Here is a 20,706-nt window from a genome sequence, read left to right on the forward strand (position 1 = left end):
GACCAAAACATTCTTTCATAAAAGCAGTTAAACAAGACCTATTCAGATGAATATGACAGCAATAGATCTCAGTTTACTCGAAGAAGAATTTTATCCTGATATCTTAGTGCCTTTAAACGCTTCAGGATTTTTTTCCATTATATAACAATATTCTCTAATGTAACTGGCAAGGGATCTCTTTTTAATTACGCAGTCTGAATGCTTACGTTCAGGAGATACCTGGTTGCCATTGAACATACTAGTAAAGCATAGATCACATATACGTCTCGCCCAGCATTTTTCGCAACGTTGTGAAGAACAGATTTTGACATAGCGATTGATTAGCTCAGATATGTTCTGGATATTGAAACCATCATAAATATTTCCGATCACCCATGCATTCTCTAGCTTTTCACACATACAAATATCACCATTAATTGTAATAAATATTTTTCTCATTCCAGGTATACAAATACCATTAGGATAACACGTACCACTTAAAGGAAGAAGCGGTCGATGATGAAGTCGAATATATGAACCTGAAAAAAATTTTGTTAGAACCGTGAACATTCTTTGATCCGAAGTATTATCAGGTGGATTCCTAAAAAATGAAATATATTTTTTCTTCAATATTACGATTTGTTTCGAATAAATCCTCGACATTTGTTTCATATTAAATCTAGAATAAAAAGTTGTATCATATTCGTTTACCAGACTAAATCTCAAGGTTCCATTTGTAAATATTTCTTCATCTGCAAAATAATTCACAATTGCAAATAAGTCGTAAGGTGGTGCCATTGTGGGAAGGAACCCCACTTTTTTCCGATAATATATCATATCAATAGATTGAATAAGCTTGATGTTTTCAATAATTTTCTCATAGGTTGGATGCTGACCTACCGTTAATCGATATCTATCATGGATATGCTCTGGACCGTCGAGACTAATATTGATTGTAAATTTATGTTCAATCAGAAACTTAATTATTTTCTCAGTCAAAAGGCTACCATTCGTAGTGAGGTGGTAGGATATATCCCTTGACGTTCTTGATTGAATGTATTTTACCGTTCTGCGAATCAAATTGTATACAATCAACGGCTCCCCACCATAGAAACCGACTGATATGTCGCGAGCTTGAATACTTCTCTCCAGAAAGAAATCAACTGCTTTTTTTGCAACCCGCCAGGACATGTGTATAGTGGAGTGTTTACGTTTTGATTGATAACAATCACCATAAGCACAATATACACAGCGAAAATTACATTGTTCAGTCACATTGAGGGTCAGATATTGAAGTTTTGAACTTAAATGATCAATCATGTGATCATCGCAGATAGGATTTTGAATCTCAGATGGGGGTGGTTTTTTAGGTAAAATGCCGTAATTATTTTGCAGATCTCGAATTTTTACTAATAATTCCTCATCCACGTCATCTTCAATATGAATTGACTTATTTACCCTACTACCAATATGTTGCCAGAGTGATTGCTCCATTCTAAGAATATGATTTGTATGTACGTCATAAAGATAAAACTTTTCAGGGGTTTTGAATTTATAGTAATTCATTTAATAGCCTATATTCATATTTAAAAATAATAGATTGATTTAAATAAAACGAACCCCTAATAAAGATATTCCTTAATTAGGGGTCGATCCTTTATTGGGCGGCTATCAGTATTGTTTCAACGTTCCGCACGGAACAGTATTAACAGAAGCTTGAGAGTCATTCAAAAGTGAAGTGCTACTTTGAACTGAAGCTGCGTGACTGTTCGTGTTCGAGTTCAAGTCTGACTGGTAACAACTACAGACACAACCGCAACTGCAATTGCAAGAACAACCACCACCACCTATATCGGGACTAATGTTTCCACCGATTAATTCCACCATATTTAATCACCTCCTTTCAAAAAATGTTTTGAAGAATATTTTATGTATTTAGTTACTTCAAATATGATGCCAATAGAATATCAATAAATCTTTATAATGCATTAAGAAAATAAAAAAATCTATTCTCCACTTTAAAAATAATTTGTGCATTATTGTGCACCTTTGTTCTTTCCCCCTTGTAAGTTTTAAATAAATATAAGGGGCTCTAAAATCGTTGAAGAATTGTAGCTTATTCTCTTTAATCTGGCTTGACATTCTTTAAAAATGTTTGTAATATACACTTGGTTCTCGACAGCCTTCTGGATTCAACTTCTTATATGAAGTTACTCGAGGAGAATAATCTTAATGCACTATACAATCTTCTCACATTATTATTTTAAAATTTAAATATCTTATTCAGCTATAGAAGAGTCAATCCATGATTCAAGCAATTAATCTCACTAAGCAATACGAGGATGGTTTAGTTGCCCTCAACAATCTGAACCTCGATGTTCAGCCCGGGCAAATATATGCCCTACTTGGTGCTAACGGTGCCGGTAAGACAACCACTATCAATCTTTTCTTCAACTTCATAGAACCAACAAGTGGTACTGCGATTATAAACGGCATTGACTGTACAAAGAATCCGCTCGATGCTAAGAAACATGCTGCATATGTCTCTGAAAATGTAATGCTATACGGTAACTTCACTGCACGGCAGAACCTCGACTTTTTCACAAAGCTTGCAGGTCGGAAAGATTTGAAAAAAGAAGATTACCATTTGGTACTGAAAGAAGTCGGTTTGCCAGAGCGTGCATTTGAGCAGCGCGTAAAAACATTTTCAAAGGGTATGCGTCAAAAGCTTGGTATCGCTATTGCAATATTAAAACAAGCACCAGCTCTTCTACTCGATGAACCCACATCGGGTCTCGATCCGTTAGCTGCATCAGATTTTCTAAAACTGTTGTTGCATTTAAAAACTGAAGGCAAAGCGATGCTGATGTCAACACATGATATCTTTCGCGCCAAGGAGATTGCCGACAAGATTGGAATAATGAAGGAGGGTGTTCTTATTATTGAAAAAACAAAAAAAGATTTGGAGAATGAGGATTTAGAAGAGCTATATCTGAAATATATGGAGTAAGTACAAAAATAAATTAAAAGAAAAAATAGTTCAGCATTTTTTGAGATATCATGATTTGGACAATAGCTAAAAAAGAGTTCCTCGAAAAAATACTTGATTTTCGAGTAGTCATCTCGTTTATCATTGCGATAGCACTGATTCTAGTGGCAACTATAGTTGCCAGTGGCGATTATCACGCAAAAAAGGTAGAATATGACAAGCTGCTGACGGAGAGTCAATCTATCTTGAGTAGCATTAAAGTCTATTCACAATATAAGCCGGTTGTTTACCTTCCTCCATCTCCTCTCAGTGTCTTTAGTCGCGGAATCGATATACCGACACCGATAACTGTGAACATTGAAATCAACGAAGTACCTTTGTACAAACCAAGAGAAGCTGGTTTGAATCCGATGATGAGCATATTCGATTCACTTGATATTGCAACTGTTGCACGGGTTCTATTTAGCTTACTCGTAATTCTGTTAACGTTCGATTCTTTCTCGGGTGAGAAAGAACAGGGAACACTACGACTGGCACTTTCCAATCCAGTCGCACGGATGAATATACTTTACGGTAAATTCATTGGCACAATAATGATCATCTCATTTGTAGTCTTCTTAACTTACATACTGACTATTATCATGGTCCGTGTATTTTCTGGTATACCAATTGAATCTGGTTCTTATTTACGCGTACTTCTAATGGCTATTGCCACGATTTTTTATCTAGCTCTTTTGGGAGCACTTGGTATTATTGCATCTCTCAAATTTAACCATTCATCAACATCCCTCGCAGTTTTATTGTTACTCTGGTTTTTTCTAGCTATTCTGCAACCGAATCTCAATACCTACATTGTGACAGAATTTGAAAATAAACAATGGCTGCAAAACGCACAATCCGTATTTACCGATGATAACTGCGGAGCTATGAAGGAACTGGAACAACTCCAACAGCAGTACGGTAGTCTATTTGAGGATCCAACGAAACGCGTATACTATTCTGCACTTGGATACAGCACGGTGATTGGTTGGGGTAATATTAGAATTCGTCCCATTATCACAGACGCAACATATGATATCCTCGAATACGGGATGCAACAGATTCGTATTTATCGTAAACTCGGCAATTGTGCTGAAAAGGAGTTCGATCTTTACAAGAATCATTTTATCACCAATCTCAATAAACAACTTAAATGGAAACGAACGTTAGAACTTCTTTCTCCTGCTGCAATGTATTCGCGTACTATTGCGATTCTCTCCCAAAGTGACATTGATAATGTTGACGACTTCTTCGAGCAAGCTCGACAGTACCGAACACAATATCTTACTTATCTTGACCAAAAAGGTATATTCTCAAACAACGCTTACCTGTATTTCAGCCGTTTAAGCAAAGATCAAATCAACCGAAAGGCAACAGAACAGCGAATGGCGCTATATATGCAAAATCCGAATTTGGTTCCATATATCAATGATCAACCACCACTCGATATGAGAGATGCACCGATATTCAATGCTCAGCAATCAAACATCACAACTGATTTCTCCAAAGCAGTTGGGAGCTTTGTACCAACCCTATTTTATTTTGCTATCCTTTTCTTCATGTCTGGTAAAAGTATGAAATCTTACGATCTACGATAGTTAGTGAGGCGGTGAATGATAACAACATTAATTCTCAACGAAATCAAACATAATCTTCTAAGTCTGCGTTTTGTGATAGGTCTTCTTTTCGTTCTAATTGTATACACAGGAGGAAGCTTCATTTTCTCCAAGAAGTATCTAAATGAAAAGGTGAAGGACAGCCGTAACCAATTGATATATCAATCGAATTTGGAAACCTCGCAGCAAGGTTTAGAAAAACTATACGAGGAAGGAATTTTGCTCGTGAAGTTTCAGGAACTCTCTAGTTATTTCACGTCAGGTAATGAATCTCGCTTCCCGAAAGCTTTTGTTATTGCTCCCAATGCACCCCAAGGAGCTTCAGCATCAGGTGGTATGATTGTGGGTGGTTCCGGTAAAAACTACAAAATAGAAAACTACACAGACTTCGATCTCACTTTCATTATTGGGATCGTGTTGAGTTTCTTCGCTATCGTTCTTACCTTCGACTCCGTCTCACGTGATCGTGAAGAGGGAACACTGAAGCAACAACTTTCAAACGCAGTACCTCGTGTACAGATACTTCTTGGCAAGTTCGTTGCCATACTTGTTCTACTGCTTCTCGCTGTCTTCATCGGTTCACTTTTTAGTATCATAATCTTCCAGATTGTTATTGGTCAAAATGTGCTTATATCGTTCCCTCTTGAAACGTTATTAACTGGTGTTCTATCAACCATCTATTTATCTATGTTCATCTTGTTAGGGTTATGGATTTCTTCGAGTGTTGCCAAGTCATCAACGAGTTTGGCATTGCTACTAGTGTCCTGGGTAATTCTTGTTATCTTAAGTCCTTATATCGGTGGTATGATCGTACAGCAGTACTACCCGGTTGAATCAAAACAAGTATATGATGAAAAATGGCACTCTCTTCTAAGCACTACATCGAGTGAAACACCACAAGAATATTATGAATGCATTCAAGGAAGAGATAATGAGGAGAATTGGAAAGTTGTCGAACGATATCTTAATCAGCGAAATAATGCATTCGAACAATTTATTACTCAGCGATTCATGGAACTCACGAATCAAGCAATCAAAGCAGAATCGTTCAATTTGTTTTCACCCTATGGAGCATTTAAGCAATCAATGGAACGGTTTGCTAATACTGGTTTATCATACCATAAAAAATTCTTTCAGAGAGCTAGGCAGTATCGATCTCAATTGGTTCAATTTATTTATGACCAGGATAAACTTGATCAACTAAGCAGGCATCGCATTGATCTAAATCCGAAAATTAGATCAATGTCTAATAAACCAGTTGACCCAGCTATAGTACCACGATTTATTGCCCCATCACGACATGTAAGCAGTATAGATATTGTGCAATCGTTGAAGTCTATCTGCTATTTAATAATTCTTAACATTTTTTTCTTTATTCTTGCTCTTTTCCAATTCTTGAGAATGGATGTGCGACAATGATATCTAATCACAGAAGCAATTTATATGAGAAGTCCTTGAAGACAATGAATAGTTATAAGATTACCAATTATAACCCTACAATCTTAAAAGAAATGATCATTATGGTAAAATATATACTCCCACTATTTTTTATCCTTCTTGATATTTCCTCAAGCCAAATGTTATATAATCCTAATGATGAGCGGTTTAAATCTTTGTATCTAGAAAAAGTACAAAGCGATTATAAAGTACAAAAAGAAGAGTTTGGCCGTCAAAAGATGCTACACGATAAAGGTTTGATATCAGAGAAAGAATTCAACGAATCTGAAGCCCGGTTTAAAACCGCACAGATTACATATCAACAGGCGATTCTATCACTTGCGTTCGAACAGCCGCATATTACAATTGATAAAGCTGTCAAGTACCAATCAAGAGATGGCAAGAAGCGGGTACGTCTCACGCTAATAAATACTACGGGTGGATTAGTGGAAGAAAAGAGAATACAACTTGAGGATTTTGAAGGAATCAGGACTGATCAGATTTCAAATATATATGTTTCACTGATCAACGACCAACGTGCCATTATAAGTCGACCATATGAAGCAAAAGTAGCATCGATGCCGTACAACCAACCTGTAATCGTTGATTTTTTTTTACTTCAGGACGTTGATAACGTTACAGTCAAATGTGTGTACGGTGATAAATCAGAAGAGAAAATAATATACTTGCAGAAAGATGAAAGTGCAAATAAGGTTTTATTAACTTCTGAACAATTCTCACAAGAAGCAGACCTCGGAACCCGAGCAAATTACGATTTGACGCTTGAACTTTTTTCAAGCATGGAAAATGTATACAAACTTGAGGTACTAAATCTACCCAGGCAAATTGCATTCGATTTTTTTGAAGCACAGACGAATGCACGCCTTTCACAAGTAAAGTTTTCGCAAGATATTAACGCAAGGAAACTTTCACTGGCCATTTACTTACCTGACCGATACGATAGTACATCGCTCATCATTGATCAACCCATTAGCTTTTATGCAGCAGCGATCCCACAAGCAAAGTTAGATGGTATAGCTAATAGAGAAAAGAAGTATAGCACAAGTGAACTTGAGAAAATGAAAGTCAGCTTCGTCCGACTTGAGCTTGTTCCGCGCGGTATCGGACGAATTCAGGTGAGAGCAACAAACTTCTATCAGGAACTCAATCCTGGAGAAAATGTCCATATGAGCTTAACAATCTACAACGATGGAACCCGCCGTCTTGATAATATCAAAGTTAAAACTGAAGCTCCTTTGAACTGGATATCAATCACCAATCCCGATTTGATCTCTTCCTTGCTTCCCGGCAAAGAAGAAGAGATTTCCGTTACAATTACTCCACCTGCGGATGTTAGTATTGGTGATTATGAAGCAACAATAAGGACAGAATCATATGCAAATAACCGAAAGGTAGAATCAGATGATAAGAAGATTCGCGTTCACATTGTTTCAAGTGCAAATATTTTCGGGACTACGCTTCTAATAATTCTACTAATTGGCGTAGTCATTAGTGTTGTGATATTTGGAATAAAATTGAGCCGGAAGTAACTTAATGCGATATTATTAATACGTATCAATAGATAAATCAGTAAGTCCGGAAACGATAATAATCAATTACTGAATTGTGTTAACAATTATTATATAAAAGGAATTTTTAGAAAAGATATCGGATTTCTTCCTAAAAGGTATTGGAACAAAAAGGAAGGAATATCGAGTCTTGATCTATGCCAAAAAGTTCCAATAGCAATGCACATTTTCTAAAAGTAGGTGAAAAAAATAAACTGTGGTAGTGTGACAATCTTTCGATCATTGTATCGCGCTCACGAAATGAACCTACAGATTTGAAAACTGCTCATACTGGTTAACCGCTAGTTTTATTCATCCAGTTAAGTTCTTAAAAAGTGAATTTATACGCTTTTTGACCATTCCACGTGGCTCAACTTTGCTTCTCTCCCACCTCGCAAGCGTTGATGGATCAATTTTCAATATATTAGCGAGAGCCTTTATACTTAGACCTCGTTTCCATCGATATTGCTTGATTTTTCCCCTAATAGTTTCTACATTACCTTCCAATGGATTATAGCAAAGGAAATTTATGATTATAGGCATTACTTTCAATGTCGGGTTACTTCTGTTCTTCTCCCAGTTTGTAACAGTATCAGTAGTTACCCCTAGTATTTTTGCAATGTCCTTTTGGAAGAGTTTAAGATCGAGACGCCTCTTCCTAAGATGCTCACCGATCGTCATCAATGAGATTGGATATGATTCAGATAATGGTTTTTGAGCGGTTAGGGTTACATCGCAGAAATGCAACGCAGGGATGCCCATGCGGTTACTTCACCGATCCTGCAAAAGAATGCACTTGTAATTCACTTCAAATCCAAAAATACATGGCAAAGATATCTGGTCCACTTCTCGATAGGATTGACCTTCACATCGATGTCCCTGCCGTGAAGTATAAAGAATTAGCAAGCAAAGATACGAGCGAATCATCACAGAAAATTCGAGAGCGAGTTGTGCAGGCACGTGAAGTCCAGATGAGACGATTCGTGGACCGAAAAGGAATGTACTGCAATGCTGATTTGCAATCGAAGGATATGCAAAATTATTGTAAGCTCGATTCCGCAGGAGAAGAGCTGTTAAAAATGGCGATTACTAAATTAGGATTATCCGCTCGCGCCTATGATAGAATTCTAAAAGTCGGACGCACTATCGCAGACCTTACCTCGTCGCCCGATATCAAACCGGAGCATATCAGTGAGGCGATTCAATATAGGAGTTTGGATAGAAATTTGTGGCTTACATGAAATCCTCTCAGATTTGAATTTCCAATAGAGCTTGCGTATCTTGATAGCTATACTATCGAGACTACAGATGGCTAAAAATATTAGAGTAAAATTACTTAAATCAGCAGACAACTCATACGTTATCATTATTGGTACAAAGCTAGCTTCTGTTGCTAAAGAACTTGCCGCAAGAAATCAGTTCTCAAAATATTTTATCATCACCGATTCGAATGTAAAACTACTTTATGGCAATGAATTTCTAAAAGCAATTCAGTATCATGACGTAGAATCGTTTATCATTTCAGTTCCTGCCGGTGAAAAAAGCAAATCCAGAGAAACTAAAGAACAGCTTGAAGACAAACTTCTTAGACATAATCCGGATCGGAACTCTCTGATCATTGCACTTGGCGGTGGAGTGATTGGCGATCTTGCCGGTTTTGTTGCTTCAACGTTATTGCGTGGAATTTCATTCATCCAGATTCCAACCACCCTCCTATCTCAAGTTGATAGCAGTGTTGGTGGTAAAGTCGCCATTGACCATCCGCTTGGGAAAAATCTGATAGGTACATTTTATCATCCCAAAAAAGTTTACATAGACGTCGAGGCACTTAAAACTTTACCAATGCGACAATTCCGTAGTGGAATGGCTGAAGTGATTAAATATGCCGCAATTCTTGATCGAAATCTTTTCTCCTTCCTTCAAGAGAATCATGAAAATATTATACATCTCAAACAATCTTCTTTAATTCATCTCATCAGCAGATGTTGTGAACTTAAAAAAATGATTGTTGAAAAAGATGAGAGAGAAACCGGTTTACGCCGAATCCTGAATTTCGGACACACCATCGGCCATGCTGTGGAATATTTATCGAACTATAGTCTCTCGCATGGTGAAGCGGTGGCGATAGGAATGGCCGCAGAAGCCAAATTTTCCGCGTCACTTGGACTATTAAAATCATCAGCCGTCGCGCGCATACAAAATCTCATCCGAATGTACGGATTGCCCACTTCCATTCCTCCCAAGATGGATAGAAACAAAATAGTTCAGTTAACTTGCCATGATAAAAAAGTTGAGAACGGAAACGTGAGATATACACTATTGAAAAATATCGGTAAAGGTATAGTTGATCTTACTGTTCCCAATAATATTGTTTTTCAGGTTCTATCGGAATGAAAATTTGTTTATCCACCGCTCCCAATTCGATGCGCGAAACCCTGAAGGTAATTCGAGGATATCATGATGCTTCAAACATAATCGAGGTTCGCATTGATGGCATTAAAGATTTAAACCTCGCTCAACTTCTTCAACATCCGCGACCAAAGTTGATAATCACTAATCGAAGAAGAAGTGAAGGGGGAAAGTTTATCGGTTCTGCAAATCAACAATTTGAGATCTTATCTGAAACCATTCGACTAGGTGCTGAATATGTCGATGTGGAGTATAGCTGGGGAGATACGTTCGTAAATAAGATCATCTCTCAATCAAAAGAAACCAAGATAATCTGTTCATATCATAACTTTGAAGGAACACAGAATAATCTCGATCCGCTTTATCGACTAATGAGAAAGACTGGTGCACACATCATTAAGATTGCGACAACTGCAAAAGGTATCGCTGATAACAAAGTGATATTTGATCTGATGAAGGCAGCACATAAAGATCGGCAGAAAATAATCGCTCTTTGCATGGGCGAAGCCGGCCAAATCAGCAGAATACTCGGCGGTAAGTTCGGAAATTATTTAACATACGCCTCCCTATCTGATCAAGTTAGAACCGCTGATGGTCAATTGACTTACGATGAGTTGAAAAATATTTATCATGCCGACAAGTTAAATCATCGAACGAAGATTTTCGGATTGGTTGGAAATCCTGTCAAGCATAGTAAAGGCATTTATTTTCACAATGAAGTATTTTCGAAAAAGCTTCACAATGCTGTATACGTAAATTTCCTGGTTAATGATCTTAGATTATTTCTATCCGCATTCCAAGATTTATTTTCTGGTCTAAGCATCACGATGCCATTTAAAGAAGAGATCGCTCCATTAATTGATAAAGTATATGACGATGCATCACAGTTCGGTGTTTTTAATACTGTGATTAAAAGGAGGAGCAAGCTGGTCGGTTTTAATACTGATTTAGATGCTATCAGTTCACTTGTGAAGAAACATTCAAAGTTAAACGGAAAAGAAGCTGCCGTACTAGGTACAGGGGCAACAGCAAAAACTATGGTATATTCTTCAATGAGGAATGGTTATAGAACAACAATCATCGGAAGAGATTCAAAGAAATTGAAAATTCTTGCGCGCGAAATTGGTTGCGAGTGGACTACATTCGATAAACTTCATTCGCTCAATCCCCATATACTAATGAACGGGACATCTGTTGGTATGAAAGGTAATCCGGTACGAAGAATCGTTCACAAAGAAATCTTAAGGAAAGATATGTTGATTATTGATGCGGTTTACAATCCTGTTATGACTCCGCTTCTCCAGGATGCAGTTCAAACAGGATGCAAAATTATTACCGGATTGGAATTATTTGAAAAACAAGCAAAACTTCAATCGAAATATTTTATTGATTGCATGAAATAATGGAAGAAATTAGAAGAATAAGATTCGCAAAATCAGTGGATGTGGAGATCCAGGTTCCTCCTTCTAAAAGTTACACCAACCGCGCACTAATTGCGGCAGCACTTGCTGAGGGAACATCAAATATCTATCATCCATCACGAAGTGATGATTCATTCTATTTAATCGAAGCCTTAAGAAAATTCGGAATTAATATAATAGATCATGGCGATAAATTAGAAATCCTCGGTTCAAACGGTAAGCTGAAAGCTCCTACGCAAGAAATATTTGTCGGCAATGCAGGCACCGCAATGCGTTTTCTCGCGGCATTCTCTTGTTTGGCAGAGGGTGAAACTATTTTAACCGGAGATGGGCAGATGAATAAACGCCCGATAAATGATTTGGTTGAAGCGCTTAAATCAAACGGCGTTAAATGTTCGTCCCAAAATGGATTTCCACCTGTGAAGATCCTTGGAGGAAACTTTTTAGGTGGAAGAATTAATATTGATGCAGCCATAAGCAGTCAGTTTGTATCATCAATCCTTCTCTCGTCCCCGTATGCCAGGCGAACCATTACATTACATGTGAACGGAAAGATTAGCTCGATGCCGTACGTAGACATGACACTTCATGTTATGCGTTCTTTTGGAGCGATTATAGATACAATCGATATGAAAACCTTCATAATAAATAATCAACAAAAATATATCGGGCATGATTTTACTATCGAACCGGACGCATCTTCAACAACTTACTTTTTCGGTGCGGCAGCGATAACAAAAGGTCGTGTGATAGTCACGAATCTTACGCCTGAGTCGCTCCAGGGAGATATCCAATTTATTTCAATTTTATCAGACATGGGATGCACAATTCTCAGGCATACAGAAAGTATCGAAATACACGGAGGTAAACTACACGGTATAGAAGTCGATATGAACGAGATGCCCGATTGCGTTCCGACACTTGCTGTTGTAGCAACATTTGCAAAAAGTCCAACAACGATCAAAAATATTGCACACCTAAGACACAAAGAAACCGATCGTCTCGAAGCTATTTCAAAAGAATTAACAAAAATCGGAGCAAGAGTTGAATTGACCGATGACGAACTCGTTATTCATCCACAGCAGCTTCACGGCGCTGTCATCGAAACTTACAATGACCATCGAATCGCGATGAGTTTCGCAATTGCCGGACTTCAGGTCGATGGTATGAGTATACAGAATCCATTGTGTGTTACTAAATCATTCCCGAAGTTTTGGGAAGAATTTCAGAAATTAGAGGGTTAACCATGGCAGGAAATAAATTCGGTACGCTTTTCAATATTACGACATTCGGCGAAAGTCATGGCAAAGTCATCGGTGTTTTAATCGACGGCGTAAAACCTAATATGAAGATTTCAGAAAAAGTGATTCAGCAAGAATTAAACCGGAGACGACCCGGACAGAGTAAAGTTACGACACCACGAAACGAATCCGACCATGTTGAAATTTTAAGCGGAGTGTTTGATGGGCGATCATTGGGTACACCTATCTGCCTTCTGATTCGAAATAAAGATCAAGATTCAAAAGCTTACAAAGAAATAAAAGATTTATTAAGACCCGGACATGCCGGATTCACGTATCTTGCCAAGTATGGAATTCAGGATTACCGCGGCGGCGGCAGAGCTTCAGGAAGAGAAACCGCAGGTCGAGTGGCAGCAGGGGCTGTGGCAAAACAAATTCTTTTAAGACAGGGAATTAAAATCTTTGCATACACCAAAGAAGTTGGTGGCATAACCGCAAATAAAATTGTCTTGAAAGAAATAGAGAATAATTCTGTCCGCTGTCCAGATTCTGTTGCTGCAAAAAAGATGGAAAAGAGAATTTTAGAAGTTATAAAACAAGGTGATTCGCTTGGGGGCATCATTGAAGCAGTGGTAAAGAATTGTCCGGCGGGGCTTGGTGAACCGGTATTCGACAAGCTCGAAGCAGACCTTGCAAAAGCGCTTATGTCAATTCCTGCCATTAAAGGTTTTGAGATCGGCTCCGGCTTTTCTTCGGCAAAAATGAAGGGAAGCGAACACAATGATGAATTTATTAAAGATAAAAAAAGCGGCAGCATTCGTACAAGGACAAATTATGCAGGTGGAATTTTAGGTGGCATCTCTACTGGTGAAGATATTATCATCCGACTAGCTGTCAAACCAACTTCTTCGATCAGTAAAAAACAAAATACAGTTGATGTAAAAGGTAATAGGAAAACAATCCGTATTGAAGGACGACATGATCCATGTATTTGCCCGAGAGTTGTACCGGTCGTAGAATCGATGATAGCGCTGGTGCTCGCTGATCACCTCATGAAGCAAAAGCTTAATAGAAGAAGCAACACAAATATGAAAATACGGAATCAAATTAACTTAATCGACGATATGTTGATATTACTGCTAACTAAAAGAAAAGAACTGGCTGAAGATGTTGGCATCTGGAAGAAAAAAGTCAGCATTCCTGTTTATGATGCAGAACGGGAAAAAGAGATATACTCCCAACGCCTTTCACTCGCCGCAGAATCCGGACTTGATCCCGATTATATAAAAGATGTGTACAAAATAATAATCAAAAACGCGCGTAAAGCTCAGCGGGACGTATGAAAAAAGATATTGCAATCATCGGTTACGGAAGATTCGGAAATCTTGCTACGGACAATGTAAAAAAACATTTTGTTATTAGTATTTATAATTTAAATAATTAATGGGAGTTGGATAGATAATCTCAAAATAATCGAGCAGATTATTTACTTTATCAATCTTGATAGTAATGAACTATTTTTAACTATTTACCGTTATATTCGGTATATCAAACGAATTCCCGAAAAAATAATCACGAATTTAACGGAATTAAAAAAAGTTAGAGATTCAGAATAATCAGAAAATTCAGAAAGATAGTTTTTAAAAGGAGATCATAATTATGCGAATGATAACATTAATACCGGGTGATGGGATAGGCCCTGAAATTGTTACAGCGGCAATTGAAGTTATAAAAGCAACTGGAGTTCAAATTGAATGGGAACGCCATGAAGTGGGTCTTCCTGCGATTGAAAAATATAAAGATCCCTTGCCTAAACATGTGCTCGAATCGATTGAACGAAATAAAGTTTTGTTCAAAGGTCCAATCACGACTCCGGTTGGAACAGGATTCAGAAGCATCAACGTAGCACTTAGGAAAGAGTTCGATCTGTATGTTAATTTTCGTCCTGTGAAATCATTTGAAGGAATTCAATCTCTCTGGCATAATGTTGATTTAATTATCTTCCGCGAGAATACTGAAGAATTCTACACCGGTATTGAGCATTACATCGACGCTCAAAAAAGTGCCGCAGAAGCAATAGGAATCGTAACGCGATACAGTTGTGAAAGAATATTCCGTTATGCGTTTGAATACGCGAAAAAACATGGAAGAAAAAAAGTAACGATGGTTCATAAAGCAAATATCCTAAAATATACAGGTGGATTGTTTCTTGAAGTCGGACAACAAATATCAAAAGAATATCCTGAGATTGAAACAAACGATAAAATCATCGATAATGCAAGTATGCAATTAGTAATGAATCCGCATCAATTCGATGTCATCGTAACTACGAATTTATTCGGAGATATACTATCGGATTTATGTTCAGGATTAGTTGGCGGTCTCGGGTTAGCGCCTGGCGCAAACATCGGTAAAGATCTTGCGATGTTTGAAGCAGTCCACGGCAGCGCGCCTGATATTGCCGGTAAGCAGATTGCAAATCCCAGCGCTCTGATCCTTGCCGCTGCGATGATGATGCGACACATCGGAGAATATGATTCTGCTAATAGAATAGAAAAAGGTATTGCAAAAACCATAGCAAAGGGTGAAAATGTGACGAGAGATATAAATCCCTCTAATCCTGTTGGAACACTCAAAATGGCTGAGGCAATCATAAAAAATATGTAATATTTTTTTTATGATCGATTTCACTTGATTTTTTATCTAAATTATCCGATAATAGATAATAGTAATAGGGTGACCAGTTAAACAATATAAAAGGTGCTCCATGAAACATTTTTTAATATTTTTCTTACTTTTAAGTCAAATTGTTTTTGCTCAGCAAAGATTCTTAATCTCTCCAAATCATGATGCTTTCCCAATACCAAAATATTCAAGTCCCTCTGCCGAAATCGCAAAAAGGATTGCAAAAAATACTTTCTCGACTTCTGCTAATTGTACAGGAACATTTAATTTTGGATACCCAACTGATGTGTACGAATATAATATTAATCACATTATCTACCATAAAGATGTACTAGGTCAATGGTTTGTTGCAAAAGCAGCTGGCACTATCGATACTGTTTATTGGTTTCAATTAGATAGGATCGGTTCTCCAGACTCGACGATCAACATTAGAATTCATAGATCAAAGATAGGTCCGGGATCCGGTCCTGGATTTGGTCCATATACTTCGCAACCACCATGTCAAAGTTGGGGATATTGGAAATCTACAACCGATGCCGATAACGGTATTGCAGCATTCTTGTCATCGTTATCACCTCTTGAAGATACAACATGGTATTCCACACTCGCAGCTGGAACATCATTCCCACCGTTCGATAGTTCATTGTTTGGTGGAACAAATGGTATGGGTGTTGTAGTAAAACCGAATCAAGTTATTAAAGCTGATTTAGCAGGTACCGGCATTCAACCACACGTTAAAAAAGGTGATGGATTTTTTATCTCATTTCAACCGAGCACCCCAAACATGCACATATCTGCGCAATTTGATGTAGGTACTAATTTTGCTACATGGGGTTCCGATTTACCACTATCAACAACAGATGAAAACTGGCCGGCTCGAAACTGGAAATTTTATGAACACGATTCAGGACCTTCAAATTGCGCAGGTTCAACCAGAGAACAAGTTAAACGTGGTTGGGTTGCGCGTGGTCCTTTCCCTGGTGAGGTACCAGATGCCCAATTATATTCAGCCGCAGTAAATATTTGGTATTCGATGTCAGTAACCACGAACGTTCCGCCGATAATATCGGCACAAGAAGGGGGCGACCCGACAAATACATTTTCAAATCAAGCGCAAACATTGTCATACCTGATTTATGATTGCGATGCAGAGTTTATAGACAGCGCGGGAGTAAAATATGCAAAGGTACAATGGTCAAAGGCGACAACAGTTGCCGGGACAGAAGTATTTGTTGATCAAGCAGATATATATATGACATCATTAGGGTCTGATTTTTACGGCGACAACAGTTGCCGGGACAGAAGTATTTGTTGATCAAGCAGATATATATATGACATCATTAGGGTCTGATTTTTACACTGCAGATATACCCGGACAACCGGCAGGCACAACAATCAGTTATCGGATTATTGCAGAAGACCTTCGTGGAATGGTTCAGTTAGGACCGAGCCGCGGATACAAAGTTGTAACAATCAACAGTCCATATTATCGAGTAGATACCGGATATGCCTGCACAATGCAGAACATAAGCCAGACCGGCACCTCGATCACCTACGATAAGTTCTTCATCAATTCAGCGATGACCGGAGCCGGCACAGCACCACGAGACGACGGAACAGCCGGTCCATACGACATTGGCGGAACAATGCGTTTATTCGCCGGTGACACAGTTCGTTATGCATGGGTCAGCGTAAACGGTGCGTTAGCTCTTTCGAAGAGCGCAACAGATACAATCGATGTCAACGCGAACGGTTTTGCAACCAGCGGATGGGATTTCCCGATGCTTCAACATCATTACCGTGCAGATACAAATTATCCATCGCGTATGCCTCCGAACTTCATAGCACCGTTCTGGGCAGATATGGTAATTGCCGATACAGGTGCAACACCGGCAGTATATGGAAAGATAGTTTATGGTACTGGCGGAGATCCGTGTCAGTTCATAGTAGAATGGGATTCAATCGGAACATTCGATCAAGCAGGATCGACAAACGATGTAACAACATTCCGAACGATCTTGAATCACTGTGAAGGCAGTATAGAATATCAATATAAGAGCGTAGGCACACAAGGATTGGATTCATTGGCATTGGTTGGAATGCAGGCAGATTCAAACGATCTTACTCAACCCGACCCATCAGTAGATCCCGGATTTGTATTCATCAATCGCAACACATATCCTTACGAAACGAAACCGCGTGATAACTGGTGCATCAAGATGTATGCAGGTATGCCAGTATATGTTACATCCGGCTGGCAAATGCTATCTGTTGCAACAACCGGAGCGTCAACGAACGGAAACGATATGAGCAAGGCAACCATTTATCCGACGGCAGCATCAGTGGCCTTCAGATATGCGTCTGGTTATCAGCCTACCGATCCACTAACAAACGGACCTGGCTACTGGTTGAAGTTTGATAAATTTACATACGCAGGCGGACCCGGTATTCCGAAGAACAGCGTATCAATAGACGTTCTCACCGGCTGGAATATGATTGGTTCAATCGCAAAGCCGGTAGCGGTCGCAAATATCGGATTATCATCCGGTTTGACGATTGGAACTGTATATAAATATGCAGGCAGTTACCAAGCGGTAACAACTATAACCCCCGGTTTAGGATATTGGGTAAAGACAAACCAGCCCGGTACATTAACCATGACCGGCAGTGCATCACTTCCGAAACAGGAAGTAGCCGATTATTCACAGATCAACAAAGTAACGATTATCGACAAAGCAGGCCGTTACCAGACACTCTACATTGGAGAAGAAGGATTAGTTAATGCAGCCGGATTAGACGCGGGCGAATGGCCCCCGGCAGCACCCAGCTTTGATGCACGCTTCAAGAACTCAAATGGTATGGTAGCAACCTATCCTGCAAAGTTAGAAGCAGCCAAATACGAATATCCTATCAGCATATCAACGGATGCGTATCCTGTGATAGTGAAATGGGAAATAAGTAAATCGGCAGAGAAGAGCTTAACGCTTGTATCAGGCGGCAAATTATTAGGAGTGCTTGAAGGCAGCGGAAGCATGAAGGTAAAGAATGGAGCCGGATTGGGCTTAGCGTTAAACGGCAATGTAAATGTGCCGAAAGTATTCGCGCTCGGTCAGAACTATCCGAACCCCTTCAACCCGACAACCCGTTTCGCGGTTGACGTGCCGAGAGCAACAAACGTAGAGGTAGCAATATATAATGTCCTCGGACAAAAGATAGTTACCTTGATGAACGGTGAACAAGAAGCCGGTTCATACCAGATGGAATGGAATGCCGTAGATGCACACAATCAGGTTGTGCCTACTGGTATCTACTTCGTCCGTATGACTGCCGATAACTTCTCTGCTGTTCAAAAAATTATGCTGATGAAGTAAAATTATGAATTTATTGAAGAAAGTTTCGCTCGTGCTTGCCCTCTGTGCTCTCACAGTTGGTGTGTCACTGGCGCAACAAAGCGTTGTTATTAGCGGAACCGATGGCTCAGGAAGTGGATCCGTCACAATCGGTATCCACCCGGCTGCAACGGGTGGTATCGATGCCGCATTAGGTGAGTACTCACTCCCGCCCAAAGGATACGCTTTTGATATGCGATGTTTCTCTATGCCGAGATGGGATACACTAGGCTCGGATGGTGTTCGCATTAATTACCACAAACAATATCGGATAGGTCAAACCGATACATTTAGAATCGCATTCGCACCGGAATTTAGCGGATCACCAGTTACGATTAGCTGGCCCGCTGATATGGCGCATGTTTACGGCGGATTCTGGCGCTTACTTGATGATAACGGAGTTGAGCTTTGCGATATGACGGCACAACCGAACTACGTTTTTCAAACGGAAAGCGATGCGTATGTGTATTTCATGATTGCTAAAGGTGACGGCCTTGGTTTTAATACAGCAACCGTATTGGCTCTTGAGCAAGCAGTAGACTCAAAAGGCAAAGGCAAAGCAGAGAAACGTAAAACTGTTGCAAGTGAAGGTGAATTCTCATTTACAAATTCAGCTGATAGCACTGATGCTCTTTATGTTGAATTCAGCCAGGAAGTTAATATTGCAACATTAGATTACGATCACTTCGATAAGGTAACAGATTTAGATGGAAAGAAGAAGAAGTATACATTTGAATTCACCAGCGGAACACAATTACTAGGTCCGGCTACAGTAACAGTATTTGCGGAAGGTAACAAAGGCAAGGAACTTGTTGCGAAAAAATACTGGTGGATACCTAATGTCCCACCATTAAAATGGAAACCGACTAAATTAGGACCGGTTAATCCAAACAGTGGTTCCTCACGCTTATGGTTAAAAATGCCGAACTGGAACAACGTTGGAGAAGAGGTTTACGGCGGTCCACCACCGGCATTCGATCCAACACTTGGTTTGATTGTCGGTCTAAATACTGTCGCATCCGATAGTACAGTAAAGGGAGCACCGCAATATAAATTTGTTAACCTGCCGAAATGGAAAGATGTCAATAAATCGTTGATCGGCAAGGGTTCTCACTTAGGCGGCGCTACTACCTGTTTCAGATTTATTGGTACAAAGGCAGTTGCTAAAGGATCAAAAGGTTTAACCGCAGATAAATCAAAGCACGAATTATTTGCTCAGATAGCCACATTGAAGTTCAATGTAGCTTCTAGTAAATATGGACACACAAATACAGGATTCGGTTCACTAGCTTATAAAGCTCAAGCAGGCGATCCATCATGGGTTGATGGTATATCAGTAGATTCAATTCTAGCAATCGCAGATAGATATTTTTCGTGTTTCACAACAACTGCGACTGGAACAGAATTGAATACCATTATTAGTCGTATCAACGGTGCATTTGCTGGTACATTTGATACAGTAAGTTTCGGCACAAAAACTGTATTGAAAAATGCAAAAATATTGATGAATGTCAGTGTTCTTTACCGAACTTCGTTTGCAACTGTTGAACCGATTACAACACCGAATTACGTAGAATCGGCAACACCGGTAGAGTTCAAATTAAATCAGAACTATCCGAACCCCTTCAATCCAACTACGACCATATCTTTCGATCTATCAGCAGATGCGTTTGTAACGTTGAAGGTATACAACATGTTAGGACAGGAAATTGCGACACTTATCGATCGTGAGGAATACACAGAAGGTTCCAACGATGTTGAGTTCGACGCTTCCGCGCTTGCATCAGGCGTGTACTACTATCGCCTCATCGTCAACGACGGCGAAATGCAGCAAGTCCAAAAGATGATGTTATTGAAGTAATTAAATATCTGTAAACCTTGCGAAGGTTGAAAACCTTCGCAAGGACACTAATAAAGTTTTGAGCGGGATTTC

Annotated in this window: 16 protein-coding genes; 13 read left to right on the top strand and 3 right to left on the bottom strand. The window is 39.1% G+C overall.

The genetic code is table 11. The features are described from left to right. Nucleotides 1–90 precede the first annotated feature (90 nt). Entirely contained in the window at nucleotides 91–1,545 is a 1,455-nt protein-coding gene (locus HZB59_07035; protein ID MBI5021172.1) for a radical SAM protein, read from the bottom strand. A 105-nt stretch (nucleotides 1,546–1,650) separates the two neighbouring features. Next, entirely contained in the window at nucleotides 1,651–1,866 is a 216-nt protein-coding gene (locus tag HZB59_07040) for a hypothetical protein (GenBank protein MBI5021173.1), read from the bottom strand. Between the two features lie 418 nt (nucleotides 1,867–2,284). Between HZB59_07040 and HZB59_07045 the strand changes: the two genes are divergently transcribed. The 4 genes from HZB59_07045 (at nucleotide 2,285) to HZB59_07060 (ending at nucleotide 7,610) form a co-directional block, all read left to right on the top strand. Continuing rightward, on the top strand, nucleotides 2,285–2,989 hold the full coding sequence (locus HZB59_07045; GenBank protein MBI5021174.1) for an ABC transporter ATP-binding protein: 705 nt from the start codon (nucleotides 2,285–2,287) through the stop codon (nucleotides 2,987–2,989). Nucleotides 2,990–3,039: 50 nt separating this feature from the next. Continuing rightward, on the top strand, nucleotides 3,040–4,605 hold the full coding sequence (locus HZB59_07050; GenBank protein ID MBI5021175.1) for an ABC transporter permease subunit: 1,566 nt from the start codon (nucleotides 3,040–3,042) through the stop codon (nucleotides 4,603–4,605). A 15-nt stretch (nucleotides 4,606–4,620) separates the two neighbouring features. Continuing rightward, complete coding sequence (locus HZB59_07055; protein ID MBI5021176.1) at nucleotides 4,621–6,042, top strand: ABC transporter permease subunit; 1,422 nt, start codon at nucleotides 4,621–4,623, stop codon at nucleotides 6,040–6,042. Between the two features lie 101 nt (nucleotides 6,043–6,143). Further along, complete coding sequence (locus HZB59_07060) at nucleotides 6,144–7,610, top strand: hypothetical protein (GenBank protein ID MBI5021177.1); 1,467 nt, start codon at nucleotides 6,144–6,146, stop codon at nucleotides 7,608–7,610. Nucleotides 7,611–7,940: 330 nt separating this feature from the next. Here HZB59_07060 and HZB59_07065 read toward each other — a convergent pair whose 3' ends face one another. Further along, complete coding sequence (locus tag HZB59_07065; protein ID MBI5021178.1) at nucleotides 7,941–8,309, bottom strand: helix-turn-helix domain-containing protein; 369 nt, start codon at nucleotides 8,307–8,309, stop codon at nucleotides 7,941–7,943. A gap of 2 nt (nucleotides 8,310–8,311) precedes the next feature. Between HZB59_07065 and HZB59_07070 the strand changes: the two genes are divergently transcribed. From HZB59_07070 to HZB59_07110, 9 genes are all read left to right on the top strand, one after another. Next, on the top strand, nucleotides 8,312–8,869 hold the full coding sequence (locus tag HZB59_07070) for an ATP-binding protein (protein ID MBI5021179.1): 558 nt from the start codon (nucleotides 8,312–8,314) through the stop codon (nucleotides 8,867–8,869). Nucleotides 8,870–8,936: 67 nt separating this feature from the next. Beyond that, complete coding sequence (gene aroB / locus HZB59_07075; GenBank protein ID MBI5021180.1) at nucleotides 8,937–10,022, top strand: 3-dehydroquinate synthase; 1,086 nt, start codon at nucleotides 8,937–8,939, stop codon at nucleotides 10,020–10,022. After that, complete coding sequence (gene aroD / locus HZB59_07080; protein MBI5021181.1) at nucleotides 10,019–11,440, top strand: type I 3-dehydroquinate dehydratase; 1,422 nt, start codon at nucleotides 10,019–10,021, stop codon at nucleotides 11,438–11,440. The genes aroB and aroD overlap by 4 nt, the downstream gene beginning before the upstream one ends. Further along, entirely contained in the window at nucleotides 11,440–12,702 is a 1,263-nt protein-coding gene (aroA, locus tag HZB59_07085) for a 3-phosphoshikimate 1-carboxyvinyltransferase (GenBank protein ID MBI5021182.1), read from the top strand. The genes aroD and aroA overlap by 1 nt, the downstream gene beginning before the upstream one ends. 2 nt (nucleotides 12,703–12,704) lie before the next feature. After that, nucleotides 12,705–14,042, top strand: a complete 1,338-nt coding sequence (aroC, locus tag HZB59_07090) for a chorismate synthase (GenBank protein ID MBI5021183.1) — start codon at nucleotides 12,705–12,707, stop codon at nucleotides 14,040–14,042. Between the two features lie 316 nt (nucleotides 14,043–14,358). After that, nucleotides 14,359–15,366, top strand: a complete 1,008-nt coding sequence (locus HZB59_07095) for an NAD-dependent isocitrate dehydrogenase (GenBank protein ID MBI5021184.1) — start codon at nucleotides 14,359–14,361, stop codon at nucleotides 15,364–15,366. A gap of 100 nt (nucleotides 15,367–15,466) precedes the next feature. Then, nucleotides 15,467–16,699, top strand: a complete 1,233-nt coding sequence (locus HZB59_07100) for a hypothetical protein (protein ID MBI5021185.1) — start codon at nucleotides 15,467–15,469, stop codon at nucleotides 16,697–16,699. A gap of 16 nt (nucleotides 16,700–16,715) precedes the next feature. Next, nucleotides 16,716–18,755, top strand: coding sequence for a T9SS type A sorting domain-containing protein (locus HZB59_07105; GenBank protein ID MBI5021186.1), 2,040 nt, complete (start codon nucleotides 16,716–16,718; stop codon nucleotides 18,753–18,755). Between the two features lie 4 nt (nucleotides 18,756–18,759). Further along, nucleotides 18,760–20,634 carry a T9SS type A sorting domain-containing protein gene (locus tag HZB59_07110; GenBank protein ID MBI5021187.1) on the top strand — a complete coding sequence of 625 codons (1,875 nt, stop codon included), beginning with the start codon at nucleotides 18,760–18,762 and terminating at the stop codon, nucleotides 20,632–20,634. The last annotated feature ends 72 nt before the right edge of the window (nucleotides 20,635–20,706 follow it).

It is taken from the genome of Ignavibacteriales bacterium, assembly GCA_016214905.1.
GTDB lineage: Bacteria > Bacteroidota > Ignavibacteria > UBA10030 > SZUA-254 > PNNN01.